Source organism: Nocardia sp. NPDC046473 (genome assembly GCF_040645995.1).
In the GTDB taxonomy this organism is placed as follows: Bacteria; Actinomycetota; Actinomycetes; order Mycobacteriales; family Mycobacteriaceae; genus Nocardia.
Window position 1 is genome coordinate 24,534 of record NZ_JBEYZJ010000015.1, and the last position, 12,795, is coordinate 37,328.

Genomic DNA, 12,795 nt, shown 5'->3' on the forward strand with positions numbered 1-12,795 from the left:
CAGCAGTTCGGCTACTTGGACGTGGACAAGTTGATCAGTAGTGAGCTCAGTCTCCCCCTTGTTAGCATGATCGGCATCGCGACGTTCTGCAGTCAGCAGAAGTCCAATCCGTCGGTCCCACAACGACTATGGCCGACAGAGTTGGGAAGGGGAGACTGCTTATGCCTTTACCGACCGAACCGATTGGAAGTATCCCGCGGCCGGCGTCACTATTGAACGGTCTCCAAGAGCATGCCGCCGGGCGAATTACCGACGAGGCGCTCGGCGGTCTCTATGATGCGGCGGTGCGGGACACTATCGCGCAGCTGGAATCACTTGGGTCGCCGGTCGTTACAGACGGTGAACAGAGCAAACCCAGTTTTGCCACCTATCCTCTGGCCGGATTGCCGAACCTGAGCCCCGAGGGTGCCGTGATCCCCTTCGCGGACGGCCATACGAGGCAGTTGCCACTATTGAATGCCCGCCCGTTTCGCTACGCCACCTTCAGTGCGTCCTATCTCCAGACTGCCCGGAAATACGCAACAGCGCCGGTCAAACAAGCCGTTATCGCGGCCTCCGCAGTGAGCCTGGTGTATCCCGCAGAAGGCATCAGCGAGTACCCGCGAGAACAGTTCCTCGACGATCTCGTCGACAACGCCGAAGCCGACATCCGCGGCGCGCTCGATGGTGGCGCCGATTCGGTACAGCTCGACTTCACCGAGGGTCGGCTATCACTCAAGCTCGACCCCTCCGGTGCACTGCTCGACTCGTTCGTCGCGTTGAACAACCGTGTGCTCGACCGCTTTACACCAACCCAGCGGCAACGGATCGGCGTGCACACCTGCCCGGGCGGGGACCAAGATTCGACCCACAGCCTCGACGTCGACTACGCGCAACTGTTGCCGAAGCTGTTCGGCATACATGCCGGACAGTTCTACGTACAGCTTGCCAGCGAGCCCGACCCGGACCGGGTGCTGCAAGTCATCGCTGACAACCTGCCGGCCGAAGCCAGGATCTTTGTCGGCGTGATCGATCCGATCGATCCGGCGGTAGAGACGACCGCGCAGGTCCGGGAACGGGTGCTCAACGCCGCTCGGCATTTGCCGGTCGAACGGCTCGGCACGTGCGACGACTGCGGATTCTCCCCGTTCGGCGACGATGTCTCGACATCTCGAGAGACAGCGTTCGCGAAGATTCGTGCCCGCCTCGAAGGCACCGCGGCGGCGTCCGCGGTGCTCGGTGTGTGAGTTAACAGCCCCGTCGAACCCGAACGAGCTCAATGTCGCGGCGGGAGACCGAATGAAAAAGTGTCTCTCGTGGCTTCCCTGGCTGATCGCTTACGGCGCTCTGTGGGGCATCGCGATGTGGCTTCTGCAAATCGGCTGGCTACATGTCTATCCGTAGAATCTACGGCCACCCCGGCGGGCCTTGGACACCGCGGACATGTGTTGACAGGCACGTCCGGTAAGTGCAAACTGACCGACAGTGAGAGCTTACGTACCTGACGGCTGGGGTGTGCTCGGCGATCGGACGCGGCGGACGATCTTCGAGCTCCTTGCCGACCGTGCACAGACGGTCGGTGAGCTTGCTGCGGTCCTGCCCGTGAGCAGGTCGGCGGTATCGCAGCACCTGAAGGTACTCAAGGACGCGAAACTTGTTACTGATGAACCCGACGGCAACCGGCGGATCTATCACGTCGACCCTGAGGGCGCTGCCGCGCTACGAGCAGAACTCGACAACTTCTGGACCAAAACCTTGGCGGCATTCAAAGTGTCCGCGGAAAACCACGAGGAAGGTGCCACGGTGAGCACACCGATAGAAGACACGACGGTACGCGCGCAGGTCGTCATCGACGCCCCGATTGAGCACGCGTTCGATGTCTTCACTACACGGTTCGGCGATTTCAAGCTGAAAGAGCACAACATTCTCGGAGCCGACATCGCCGAGACGGTGTTCGAACGACGCGTTGGCGGCAACATCTACGATCGGGCGGTCGACGGCAGCGAGTGCCGGTGGGCGCGAGTGCTGGAGTACGAGCCACCGAATCGGGTTCTGTTCAGCTGGGACCTCAGCCCGCAGTGGCAGATCGAGCCGGACCACGACAAGACCAGCGAGGTCGAGGTCCGTTTCATCGCCGAGACCGATCAGCGCACCCGCGTCGAACTCGAACATCGCAACATCGATCGGCACGGCGAGGGCTGGCAGGCCGTTGTCGATGGTTCCGCCGAGGGATGGCCGCTGTACCTGCAGGGGTACATCGATCTGTTCAGCAAGGAGAACTGAGATGGCACCGATCAGCACAACGGTCGAGATCGATCGGACACCGGAGGTCGTGTTCGCCTACGCCACCGATCCGACCCGCTTCAGCGAATGGCAAAGCGGTGTCGTCGGCGGGCATATGGACGGCACGGGTCCGATCGTGGTCGGCCAGAAATGCTTGACCACAAGGAAGATCGGTTTCGCCGAACGCCCCATCACCTCGGAGGTCACGCACTTCGAGGCACCGCGCACCTGGGGTGTACGTGGAGTCGACGGCCCCATTCGAGCCACCGTCGATGTAACCGTCGAGCCCCTCGCTGACCGCAACCGCGCCCGGCTGACGATTGACGTCGATTTCGAAGGGCACGGCATCGGCAAGCTGATCGTTCCGCTCGCCGTCCGCCGGCAAGCCCGCAACGAGATGCCGGCGAATCTGCAAACGCTCAAGCAGAACCTCGAAAACGGCACCACCGGAGCCTGAACCGATCATGCCTCTGCATCACAACCCTTGATGCGGCATGGGCTGATGCCTTCACCCCCGTTCTGCGGTGTGCCCAAAGCTCGAAATCCACTCCGGCACACCGCAGAACGGCGGCCATTCGGCCGCGGCAGGTCGAGATCCTGCCAAAGATCTACTGCTACATGAAGTTCCGCGTGTGAAGTGCCGAGAGGTCGGCTGCTTCGTCAGCAGGAAATCCGAGGTGGATAAGCCGACGCTGTCGGCCGTCGTTCATCTCGGACTGCAACTTCATCACCGCGGCGTACCCCTTGGCAATGGCATGCGGTGTCCAGTCCCCTGCAGCCAGGACGACCAGCGAGTCGAACACATCCTGGTTAAGTCCGGACGTGTCGACCAGAGCCTCGTATCGGCGCTCGACTGCTCCGCGCAACCGTATTCGCACCGCAGGATCGAGCTCGGCTTGGTACTGCAGATGAGCGACGCCGAACGCGACGTGTCTAGCTTCGTCCCGGCGGGCGAGTCTGGTCACCTGTCGGGTGACGGGGTCGGGGGCGTTGTTGTCCAGGAACTCGAGCAGGTTGAGGAAGCTGCCCTCGCCCAGTACCGACAGCAAGAAGGACGCCATCGAGAAGTCGGGTTCGTCCAGCAGCGTGGCGAGCGACTGCCGGCCACTCACGGACGAGGTGCCCATCTCCCCGCCCCGCAGCAGTGCTCGACGAGTGAATACTTCGATGTGACGGGCCTCGTCCGCGGCCTGCACCGCAAGCAGTTGCATCACTTCCCGGAAATGCGGATGGATGCGGGCAAGCAGTTTTGACGGCACAACCAATGCCGCGAGTTCGTTCTCGACGAGATACGTCATCACCTGGTTGACCGCTTGCTCGACCTCGGGCAGATTGGTGAACTCAGCGTCCCACTGCACTGCCGTGTTCGGATCCCATTGGGATGCAGCAGCATTCGCGTAAAGGGAGGGTGCGATTTCGGCCCAGACCAGGTCCCGGTCTGTGATATCGAACGGCGTTTGGGGACCGCCGGTTTCGATGAGGGCTCCGCGCGCCGCCAAGCCCCAGTCACTCGGCGGTGAGGCGACGATCTGGTCGCTACGCGGTCCTCCTGCTCGGCGTGCGTCAGCCCAGCGGTCCAAATCGGCTCGACCGCGACCGATCCACACGCGGACACCGAAGTCGGTGTCCAGCGCGGGCCGGACTCGGTGTCCGTGTTGCCGGCACCAGGCTTCCAAGTGGACCCTGAGGGCTGGGTCAGCGCCTGTGACTCCCAGTTCCTGCCCTGGTACCAGCTCCTTCAGTCTGCGTTCGACCAGCAGATGGGCACCTCGCTCGAAACCGAGATCCTCCAGGTCGAGAATGCTGGCCTCGCGACTGGTCACGGACTGTAGTCCTCACCTTTGATCTGCCCTTGCTCGTCGTAGAAGGATTCTTGATCCACCGCGGCTTCGAGCAATGAGTACCCGGTCGTTCGCCCCTCCTGCCACCTGGTCAATCCTTCGAGGTCGAGTAAGGGGCGTACTTCCGGATCGGCGTAGGACATCGAGAGCATCGACTTCTTGAATTCCTCGACGAGATCCCTTGGGGCGGTGTCGAGTACGGTCATGTTGCAATGATCGAAGGCCGGCGTCTGCGCCAGTACACGTACGCGTCCGCTCGGGATAGTGCCCTCACGGCTGAACAGCAGATGATTCGAATCAATCACCGCCGCAGCTTCGACTTCACCGGACAACAGCGCGCGTATCGCGTCGCGTTCGCCGCCGATATGATCCCCGTGGAGCCCGACCCCGACATCGAAGCGGCGGATCTGGACATTCTGCCCCGGAGCGAGCCCCGCTTCGCGGAGAAATGCGCTCGGAATGAGCCGCGCTTGCGGAGAGTCGACGGCCCCCATCGCGACGACCCGATTCTCCAAGTCGGAGATCTTTTCGTACGGGGAATCGTTGCGCACCAAGAAGACCGACGTGAGATCTCGATCGGTGTCTCGCATGAACAATGGCTCGGCTTCATGCCCGAGTGAACGTGCGAGACGTACCGTTCGTATCCAGGCCAGGGGTGAATTCCACGCGGCGTCGATACGTCCCGCCGCGAGGTCTTCAGCCTGACGTTCATAGTGGGAATAGAGCACGTAATCGAATGGAACTCCGTGAGCTCTCAGCCACGCTCGCATACCGGCCCAAATCGTCACGACTTTGGGGTCGTACGCTACCGCACCCATGAGGAAAGTCATCGTAGTGTCCTCAAAATCGTTGGGCCCTCAGAACAGTGGCAGACCGAGACTGGCGCGGCCGACGAAATCGTGCAGCGCTTCGGTGGTGGGCGCCATGACCCTGGCCGCAAGCGAATCTCGGAATCGTCGCTCCACACCCAGTTCCTTGCGGAATGCCGAGCCACCGCACAGCCGCATGACTCCGTCGGAAACCTCCGCGGCCGCCTCGGCGGCCACCGCCTTCACCTGCAGCACTCGCAGAGTGGCGTCCGCTCGACCTGAGCCCAACGCCGACAGAGTGTCCTGCAAGAACGCGCGGACCTCGTCTGTCCGGGTGAGCAGGTGTGCGTACTGCCCCCGTTGGCTCGGCTGTTCGGCCAGCGTCTGGCCGAGATGGGCGAGCGTAGTGCGCTTGAGATGCTCTCCCGCTTCCGTGACCAACGACTGCATAAGGCCCACGCAAAACGCCGCATTGAGTACGAGGAACTGCGGCAGCGCAGTCTGCAAGGCAATGTCGAGCCCCGCACCGTCGGCACCGAGAATCGCATCCTCGGGAACCTCGACGCCCTCGCCGGAGACCGGACTCGACGAATTTCCGCGCAGACCGAAACCGTCGAACCTCTTTTGCACGGCCAAACCAACAGATTTGCTCGGCACGAACCACAGGGTCATCGGCCCCTCGGCAGCGAGTGGACGGCTCGACCAAACGTAGCTATCGGCTTCTCCAGCCGAAGTGATCCAGCTCTTGCTGGCATCCAGTTCGACCGTTCCGTTGTCGGTACCGGTCGCCGAGCTGGTGGGGGCCCAGAAGTGACTACGTGAGCCTGCCTCGGAGAAGGCGAGCGTGGTCAGATGTGCTCCGGCGCCTATCGCCTCACGAATGTCCTTGGGGCCGTGCGCTTCTAGAATGGCTGTTGCCGCGTAGTGCATCAACAGGACCATCGCTGTCGATCCGCAGGCGCCGGCGAGCCGTTCGATCACATCGGCCGCGTCCCCGAGGGAGGCACCCTTACCGCCGACGTCGGTCGAGCTCAGTAGGCCGAGCAGTCCGGCGTCTCCCAGAGCCCGTATCCCGTCTCGCGGGAAACTTCCGGTCGAGTCGACCTGCCCTGCCTGCGGTCGAATTACTTGATCTATCACCGAATCGAGTGCGTCCGAAAGATTGGATTCCACGACAAAGTACCCCCTCATCATTCGCAAGCCACGGGCACCTTTTCCCACCGTCGAGCTTTGCTGACAGACGGAAACTGGTGCCGGGGTTAGTATTTAGATCCAAGCGTTACTGGATAATAAACAGACTAACCACTCCGCTTGCAGCCCGTCCAGGTTTCAAGCAAATTCGCAAGATCGCACAACGCCACAGATCCGGCACAACGCCCGAGGCCCGAAAGGTCGTGGTGGCCAACTCAACCCGCCTCGAGGGAACCGTCGGGATTCGCCACAGTCCGCAGCACGACGCCGTCCTCGTCGACCTCGAGCCGGACGGCCTGCCCTGGCTTGACCGTCTCGCTGAGCACCATGTCGCTGAGCGGGTCTTCGATGTAGGTGCGGATAGCGCGGCGCACCGGGCGTGCACCTTCGGCCTGGTCACCACCGAAGTCAGCGAGAACCTGTTGAGCCGAGTCGGTGACGGTCAGCGTGATGTTCATTCTCGCCAAGCGTTCGGCGAGGCGGGCGAGCTGCAGATCGACGATGGCACAAAGGTTCTGGCGACTGAGCTGCGGAAAGACGATGACGTCGTCGAGTCGGTTGAGGAACTCCGGTGAGAAGTGCTGCTTGATCGCCGAGGTGACCATGGCGGTCAGGTGCCGGTATCCATCGCCATCACCAGCGAAGCCGATCGGCCCCTTTGCGGCGGCACGTGTCCCGAGGTTGGTTGTCAGGATGATCACGGTGTTCGTGAAGTCGACCCGCCGCCCTGACGAGTCGTTCAGGTGTCCATCGTCCAGAACTTGCAACAGTGTGTTGAAAATGTCGATATGCGCCTTCTCGACCTCGTCGAACAGAACGACCGAAAACGGCTTCCGCAGAACCTTTTCGGTAAGCTGACCGCCGTCGTCATAGCCGACGTACCCGGGCGGAGATCCGATAAGCCTTGATATGGAATGGCTTTCGGTGAACTCGGACATGTCGAAGCGGATGAGATGACTGTCGTCTCCGAACAGGAACTCGGCCAGCGCTTTCCCGAGTTCGGTCTTCCCGACGCCGGTAGGTCCCGCGAAAACGAACGATCCGGCCGGTCGACTCGGATCACGAATTCCCGTGCGGCCCCGCTTGATCGACTTTGTCACCGCCTCGATGGCGTGGTCGACTCCGACCAGGCGTTCGTGCAGGTAAGCAGGCATTTCCGTCAGGCGGTGGGCTTCATCGGCGCCGATGATCGCAACCGGGATACCTGTCTGTTCCGCTAGAACAGCCGCGATGTCGTCGGCCTGCACCCCTGATTCAGGCGCATCGAGGCACAGGGCAACCTCCGCAGCAGCTTCGTCGACGAGGTCGATTGCCTTGTCGGGGAGGAACTTTGCGGGCAGGTACCGGCGGGAGAGCTCTATTGCCGCGTCGACGGCCGACTCCGTGATGCTGACCTGGTGGTGCTGTTCGAGTAGCGGCCGCAGCCCGAGCAAGATCATTCGGGTGTGCACCGGGGTCGCTTCATCGACATCGATCCGCTGGAACCGCCGGCTCAGCGCCGAGTCCTTCTCGATCGTCCGACGGTATTCCGACGGAGTAGTAGCACCGATAAGCTTGATCTCGCCGCGGCTGAGGATCGGCTTCATGATGTTCGCGGCATCGATCGAGCCCTCCGCGGCGCCGGCACCCACGATCGTATGCACCTCATCGACGAAGAGAATGATGTCTCCTCGCTCGCGCACCTCGGTCAGGACCTTCTTGAACCGTTCTTCGAAGTCGCCCCGATACCGCGATCCGGCAACCATCGAGGCGATGTCGATGGCGTAGACCTGCTTGTCCCGCAATGATATTGGCACCTGCTGGAAGGCGATCTTGCGTGCCAGGCCTTCGACGATCGCGGTCTTCCCCACACCCGCATCGCCGATGAGCACGGGATTGTTCTTGTTCCGTCGCGAGAGGATGCGTGTGAGGTGATGAATTTCGCGGTCGCGGCCGATCAACGGATCCAGCGCATCGAGCGCGGCATCTCGGGTCAAGTTCCGGCCGAATTGATCCAGCAGTTGTGAGCCTGCGGGTCGAAACGGTGCAGGCTGCCGGACCACTGCGGTCGGCGTGGACAGCGCTGTGATCATGTCCTTGACGAGTTCACCGAGCGGTACGCCGAGACTCAATAAAATATCGGCGCCAAGATTGGAGTCGTCCTCGGCGACGAGCGCAAGCACGATGTGCGTCGGCTCTGTCATCGTGTCGCCACGCTCACGGGCGTGTGCTTCAGAAGACTCGAGAACGTGTGCGGCGGTGGCGGTCAGGGGAATTCGGTCCAGTCGCTGGGGTGGCCCTTCACCAAGGATGAAGTGGAGCTGGTTGTGCAGCGTCGTCAGGGACACGCCGTGGTTGGCCAGCACCTCCGCCGCCGGATTGACGCGATGGTCCACCACCCCCAGGAGCAGATGTTCGGTGCCGACGTGGGGGTGGTTGAAGCGCCGCGCCTGGCGTTCGGCGAGCACCACCACTTCGACGCTGGCAGGACTGAAGGCGTTGTGCACTCGATTCTCCCGACCTCAGAGCAAATTCGCCATTATGTATGGTGCCGCTTCGATTTGGAAGTCCATCTCGGGAGCGAACTTGTTGACAGTCCCCTCCAAAGCGATGAGACACAGCAGAGGAAATGTCATCTCGGGGTCTGCATAATAGCCGTTGCGTTGTTGGATTCGGAACAGCTGAACCGCGAACTTGGGCACCGAGAACTGCGCAACATTTTGCTCTGCGGAGTCTTCTACTAGTTTGACGATCTCGGTGCGGAAGCGTTCCGGGTTCCGCCCGCGGCCAGTGGAACTTGTTGTCGATAGCACGATGTCAGCGCAACGATGACCGTGCCCGTTGACCATGCCACCGAAGAACTGCGTGAATCGATTGCGCGCGAATTCGCTTAGCAGGTGGGCAAACCCGACGTCCAGGAGTGCGACGTTCCCGTTTCCCAACAGATAGGCGTTGCCTTGATGGAGGTCGACATGAATGAAGCCGTACTCGAAGATCAGGCGATACAGCCCGCGGACCAACGTGGTGATGCCATGTTGCCGCTGTCGCGGTGTTGCCTGCGCGAAGCAGTCGCGGTCCAGATCCTCGATGAAATCCATAGCGAGCAGGTCCCCACTGCAATAGTGTTCGATCGGCCGCGGAACGACGATGTCCGGCTCATCGACGAGACAGTCGGCCAGCATCTGCAGCATCACTCGCTCCTGGGCCAAATCGAGCTGTGCCTCGATCGCGCCGCACAACTGGTCGACAATCGTCACGATCGGACCTGACCGAAACGGCGGAAACCAACTGAGGCCTCGCGCGAACCGGCGCATTATGTCTGTGTCGGCAAGGACCGTGCGAACCGCGCTGGGGCGACGGATCTTCAGCGCGATCGGGGTGCCGCCAACTGGCTGCCATCGGTACACGCACGCGATCGAACCGCTGGCCACCGGTCCCGCCTCGACCGCGACGCGGGAGTCTGCCGGCAGTTGAACCGGTGCGTGTTCCAACACCGCCAGCGCTTCTTCGACCGGCATCGGGGCAACACTGTCCTGCAGCCGTGCAAGCCCATCGGATATGCGCATCCCGACGATATCGGGGCGCGTAGCCAGCAGCTGGCCGAACTTGATGTATGCGCCACCGAGCCGCTCGATGCCGTCGACCAGCGCGGCGGTAACAATGCCTCGAGGGTCGGCTCGCCGGGTGACACGCGCCCACACAGCGATCGAAAGCAGGCGCAACAGCACCGTTGCGACTACAGCAATACGGGCCAGCAGCACTCGGCGTCGAATTCCGGTCTTCGTCATCGTGTCCTCGCGAGCTGGTCGACGGCGCATTGCATGAGCCGCTCGGACGAAGCGACGCCGGGATTGGTATCGAGGGCAAGTACCGGAGTGACCCGCTCGAAAACAGTCGCCTTCGGAGTGTCCGCGCGGGTGACCTGCACACGTAGCGGGACGCGGTGATCGCCAGCGGTGCCGATATCGACGACGTGCCAGGCACGTTCGAACATGCCGGATCGTTCGACAATCCGGGAGATCGGCGTCGTGGATACGTCAGCGTATTGCTCGGTGACAGTCAGTCCGTCCATTCGGTACACGGCGGTGGCGTCGACGTAAGACGACCTAGCCGCTGTCATCGTGGGCTCCGGGAGCACGCTCGGACTGAGGCCGCGCATCAGATCGAGGTAACTGATATCTGTCAGCGGCAAAGTGTCGAACACTTGCGGGGCGCCGATATCGCGGGGAGTTCGCATCGTAGGGATGTACGTTCTGATCCGGTAAACACCACCGAAGTGCTCCCAAATCGCAATCTCGGTTCCGCAGAGTGTTGACGGCACATCGATATAGACGACGGTGAGCGAGCTTTCCGGTTTCCGCGCCCGAGCGAAGCTGTATCGCATGTCCCGATGCCCGACGGTCGCTGCTACTGCGAAGGCGTAGGCCGCGAGCGGGCCGGCGTCGAGATTGGCACCGACCCGCTCACGACTATTCATCGGTGAACTCCTCTATTCGCTCAGGCGGACACGATTGTCGCGAACTCCACGGGGCTAACCGCGTTCGCGATCGGGTAGTGGTGCAGCAGCGCACCGATCTCCAGGTCAGCGGCGAGAAGCGTGCCGACCTTGCGGTCACCGTCGAACAGGGTGTAGGACTTCGAGGTCCGGGACACGTCGCCGATCGGCGGGACCATGTTGACGCGCGACTCCACATCGACCCGGATATCTCCGGTGTTGATGGTGGCGCCGAGCGCCTCGAGCTCGAACTGCGGGTACAGCGCGGTGACGCAGTTCTTCATCGGGGTGACCTCTGGATCGACCGGCCCTGGTACCAGGTTCGGCGACACAGTCGCGCCTTCGCTCTTCGACGGCGTGTTCGTGACCCGAACCTGCCCGAACACATCGCTGTGCCCGATGACCTGCAGTGACAAGAACTGAGCGCCGATGGTTGCGGTGCGCCAGGTCAATTCGGTCGAGCCCTCGACGCCGTTGCGCGGTTCATGCCTGCGGTAAACGCCGATACCGTGCAGGTCGACCAGGTCCTCGCCGAGGCCGTCGATGGTGACGTGGATGCGCTCACGCACAGTGAATGCCTCGAGCGCGGCGGGTCCGAGTGTGTACGGCCGGATCGTGTACAGGTTGCCCTGCCCGCCCCAGGCGAGATTGTGGCCCTTCACGACCTCTGCGTTGTGCAGCGCCGAACCATCGGCGCCGGTCACAACTGCGGCCTCTCGTAGTTCGTTCATGATGCTTCGCGACATGGAAATACTCCGTTTGGTTTCGCGATTGGATGTGAACTGTTCTGTTGTGTCCTGGGAGGCAGCGTCAATCCTGTTGCGCCGCCAGCGATTCCAACAAACTGTCGAGCGCGTCGATGACGTATGCGAAATCGATGATCCGTTCGGGCAGACGGGTGCTGCCCGCGGTGTTTTCTCCCAGCTCTACCGAGAGAACATCGACCAGACGCTCGAGGTTGTTGTGCGTGATCGTGACCGGGAAATAGCGAAGCTGTTCCGCATAAGCCGGGTCGGCGGTCGGCGGTCCCGGCTCTATACCCTGATCCGGCCCGTATGCCTCTCGCCATGCATCTTGCACTGCTATCTCGTACTGCAGAAACGGCCCGCGGAAATAGGGCAACCATTTCTCGCGGAGCGCTCGCGCCGAGATGTGACCGCGGACGAAGTCGGCCGCGGCAGGCACGACGGTGCTCCGATAGTCGGCAAGCAGGGCTGTTGTATCCAAGCTCGGAATGGCGATTACATCGGTCATAGCAATCCCGTTCATCAGGTTTAGTCGAGTTCGGGGTGACCCGGTAGCTGATTGCTGACTCCCCTACTACACCATTATCGTTTTCTACAGTCAATCGTTCGCGCCCGTTATCCTAAACTTGAGCACGCTTAGGCCACGGTAGCCTCAATTCCGCACGGGCACGGTACTATTCGAGCTTGATCGCTAACGCGCGGAAACCAGCGCGAGACGATCCAGCCATCGACCGCGGGGTCGTTAGCGGCAACTATTTCAGTACTCAGGGAGGGTGAATCGCATTGTCGCGCCAGCGAGGCAGCCAGCCCGATGACTTCTGCGTATCAGCGGCACCCGGACCAAATTTGAATGACGCGCCACAGGCCAATAACCACAGAGTCTTCTCGGGTGCCGACGGCGTACTACTGGATCAGATCCCCGCAGGTCCCACCGCCGACGAGTTCAAGTTCGTACTCGGCCAGTTCCTCACCGGCCTGACCATCGTGGCAACGCATGATCGCTCCGGCCCCATCGGGATGACATGTCAGGCTTTCACCGCAGTCTCGCTTTCACCACCGCTAGTACTGTTTTGTGCTCGAACACAATCGGAGACAGCCCGCACCATCGCCCAGACAGGATTCTTCTCGGTCAGCATGCTCGGCAAGCACCAGCAAGCTGTGGCGGAACGGTTCGGCTCGTCGACTTCTCGCAGTGACAGGTTCACCAGCGTCGATTGGGTGCCAGGACCAGCGACCGGCTGCCCACTACTCACCGGGGCGATCGGGCACCTCGAATGCATTGTGCACGCATCACATCCCGCCGGTGACCACCGGATCCACATCGGCCAGGTCGTGGCAGCGAGCGCACACACGGCTACCCCGCTGACCTATTTTCAAGGTCGTTACACATGACGTATTCACTCCTCGACGCGGACCGATTTTGCGCCGGAGACGCAGCCTCCGTGAGCTTTTGGATAGCTCGACCAGAGAAG

12 protein-coding genes and 1 pseudogene are annotated in these 12,795 nt (G+C 61.8%); 5 read left to right on the forward strand and 8 right to left on the reverse strand.

Annotation, left to right across the window (positions count from 1 at the left end; all coding sequences use genetic code 11):
- Positions 1 to 161: 161 nt before the first annotated feature.
- From ABZ942_RS41560 to ABZ942_RS41575, 4 genes and pseudogenes are all read left to right on the forward strand, one after another.
- Positions 162 to 1,226, forward strand: coding sequence for a 5-methyltetrahydropteroyltriglutamate--homocysteine methyltransferase (locus ABZ942_RS41560; protein ID WP_357391775.1), 1,065 nt, complete (start codon positions 162 to 164; stop codon positions 1,224 to 1,226).
- A gap of 238 nt (positions 1,227 to 1,464) precedes the next feature.
- Positions 1,465 to 1,737: pseudogene (locus tag ABZ942_RS41565) on the forward strand (metalloregulator ArsR/SmtB family transcription factor); the annotation flags it as partial.
- A 57-nt stretch (positions 1,738 to 1,794) separates the two neighbouring features.
- Positions 1,795 to 2,262 carry an SRPBCC family protein gene (locus ABZ942_RS41570; protein WP_357391954.1) on the forward strand — a complete coding sequence of 156 codons (468 nt, stop codon included), beginning with the start codon at positions 1,795 to 1,797 and terminating at the stop codon, positions 2,260 to 2,262.
- A 1-nt stretch (position 2,263) separates the two neighbouring features.
- A complete protein-coding gene (locus ABZ942_RS41575) occupies positions 2,264 to 2,719 on the forward strand; it encodes an SRPBCC family protein (protein ID WP_357391776.1) in 456 nt (151 codons plus the stop codon).
- Between the two features lie 157 nt (positions 2,720 to 2,876).
- On the opposite strand, the gene ABZ942_RS41580 is transcribed toward ABZ942_RS41575, so the two are convergent.
- The 8 genes from ABZ942_RS41580 to ABZ942_RS41615 form a co-directional block, all read right to left on the reverse strand.
- Positions 2,877 to 4,085 carry a ferritin-like domain-containing protein gene (locus ABZ942_RS41580; protein ID WP_357391777.1) on the reverse strand — a complete coding sequence of 403 codons (1,209 nt, stop codon included), beginning with the start codon at positions 4,083 to 4,085 and terminating at the stop codon, positions 2,877 to 2,879.
- Entirely contained in the window at positions 4,082 to 4,933 is an 852-nt protein-coding gene (locus ABZ942_RS41585; protein WP_357391778.1) for a phosphate/phosphite/phosphonate ABC transporter substrate-binding protein, read from the reverse strand. Before ABZ942_RS41585 ends, ABZ942_RS41580 begins: the two co-directional genes overlap by 4 nt.
- Positions 4,934 to 4,960: 27 nt before the next feature.
- Complete coding sequence (locus ABZ942_RS41590) at positions 4,961 to 6,106, reverse strand: acyl-CoA dehydrogenase family protein (RefSeq protein ID WP_357391955.1); 1,146 nt, start codon at positions 6,104 to 6,106, stop codon at positions 4,961 to 4,963.
- Between the two features lie 212 nt (positions 6,107 to 6,318).
- A complete protein-coding gene (locus tag ABZ942_RS41595; RefSeq protein ID WP_357391779.1) occupies positions 6,319 to 8,589 on the reverse strand; it encodes an ATP-dependent Clp protease ATP-binding subunit in 2,271 nt (756 codons plus the stop codon).
- Positions 8,590 to 8,604: 15 nt separating this feature from the next.
- Entirely contained in the window at positions 8,605 to 9,870 is a 1,266-nt protein-coding gene (locus ABZ942_RS41600; protein WP_357391780.1) for an AarF/UbiB family protein, read from the reverse strand.
- Positions 9,867 to 10,559 (reverse strand): hypothetical protein, encoded by a 693-nt coding sequence (locus tag ABZ942_RS41605; protein WP_357391781.1) that lies wholly within the window; start codon positions 10,557 to 10,559, stop codon positions 9,867 to 9,869. The genes ABZ942_RS41600 and ABZ942_RS41605 overlap by 4 nt, the downstream gene beginning before the upstream one ends.
- Positions 10,560 to 10,579: 20 nt before the next feature.
- The gene (locus tag ABZ942_RS41610) at positions 10,580 to 11,323 is read right to left on the reverse strand and encodes a DUF6073 family protein (RefSeq protein ID WP_357391782.1); all 744 of its coding nucleotides are present in this window, start codon (positions 11,321 to 11,323) and stop codon (positions 10,580 to 10,582) included.
- A gap of 64 nt (positions 11,324 to 11,387) precedes the next feature.
- Positions 11,388 to 11,831, reverse strand: coding sequence for a hypothetical protein (locus tag ABZ942_RS41615; RefSeq protein WP_357391783.1), 444 nt, complete (start codon positions 11,829 to 11,831; stop codon positions 11,388 to 11,390).
- Positions 11,832 to 12,106: 275 nt separating this feature from the next.
- Here ABZ942_RS41615 and ABZ942_RS41620 point away from each other — a divergent pair, with 275 nt between their 5' ends.
- A complete protein-coding gene (locus ABZ942_RS41620) occupies positions 12,107 to 12,715 on the forward strand; it encodes a flavin reductase family protein (protein WP_357391784.1) in 609 nt (202 codons plus the stop codon).
- The last annotated feature ends 80 nt before the right edge of the window (positions 12,716 to 12,795 follow it).

What these genes read in the sequence shown, in the direction of transcription:
- ABZ942_RS41615 (WP_357391783.1), bottom strand. Translation starts at nt 11,831, where the DNA reads ATGACCGATGTAATCGCCATTCCGAGCTTGGATACAACAGCCCTGCTT.
- ABZ942_RS41610 (WP_357391782.1), bottom strand. Translation starts at nt 11,323, where the DNA reads ATGTCGCGAAGCATCATGAACGAACTACGAGAGGCCGCAGTTGTGACC.
- ABZ942_RS41590 (WP_357391955.1), bottom strand. Translation starts at nt 6,106, where the DNA reads ATGATGAGGGGGTACTTTGTCGTGGAATCCAATCTTTCGGACGCACTC.
- ABZ942_RS41605 (WP_357391781.1), bottom strand. Translation starts at nt 10,559, where the DNA reads ATGAATAGTCGTGAGCGGGTCGGTGCCAATCTCGACGCCGGCCCGCTC.
- ABZ942_RS41575 (WP_357391776.1), top strand. Translation starts at nt 2,264, where the DNA reads ATGGCACCGATCAGCACAACGGTCGAGATCGATCGGACACCGGAGGTC.
- ABZ942_RS41600 (WP_357391780.1), bottom strand. Translation starts at nt 9,870, where the DNA reads ATGACGAAGACCGGAATTCGACGCCGAGTGCTGCTGGCCCGTATTGCT.
- ABZ942_RS41585 (WP_357391778.1), bottom strand. Translation starts at nt 4,933, where the DNA reads ATGACTTTCCTCATGGGTGCGGTAGCGTACGACCCCAAAGTCGTGACG.
- ABZ942_RS41560 (WP_357391775.1), top strand. Translation starts at nt 162, where the DNA reads ATGCCTTTACCGACCGAACCGATTGGAAGTATCCCGCGGCCGGCGTCA.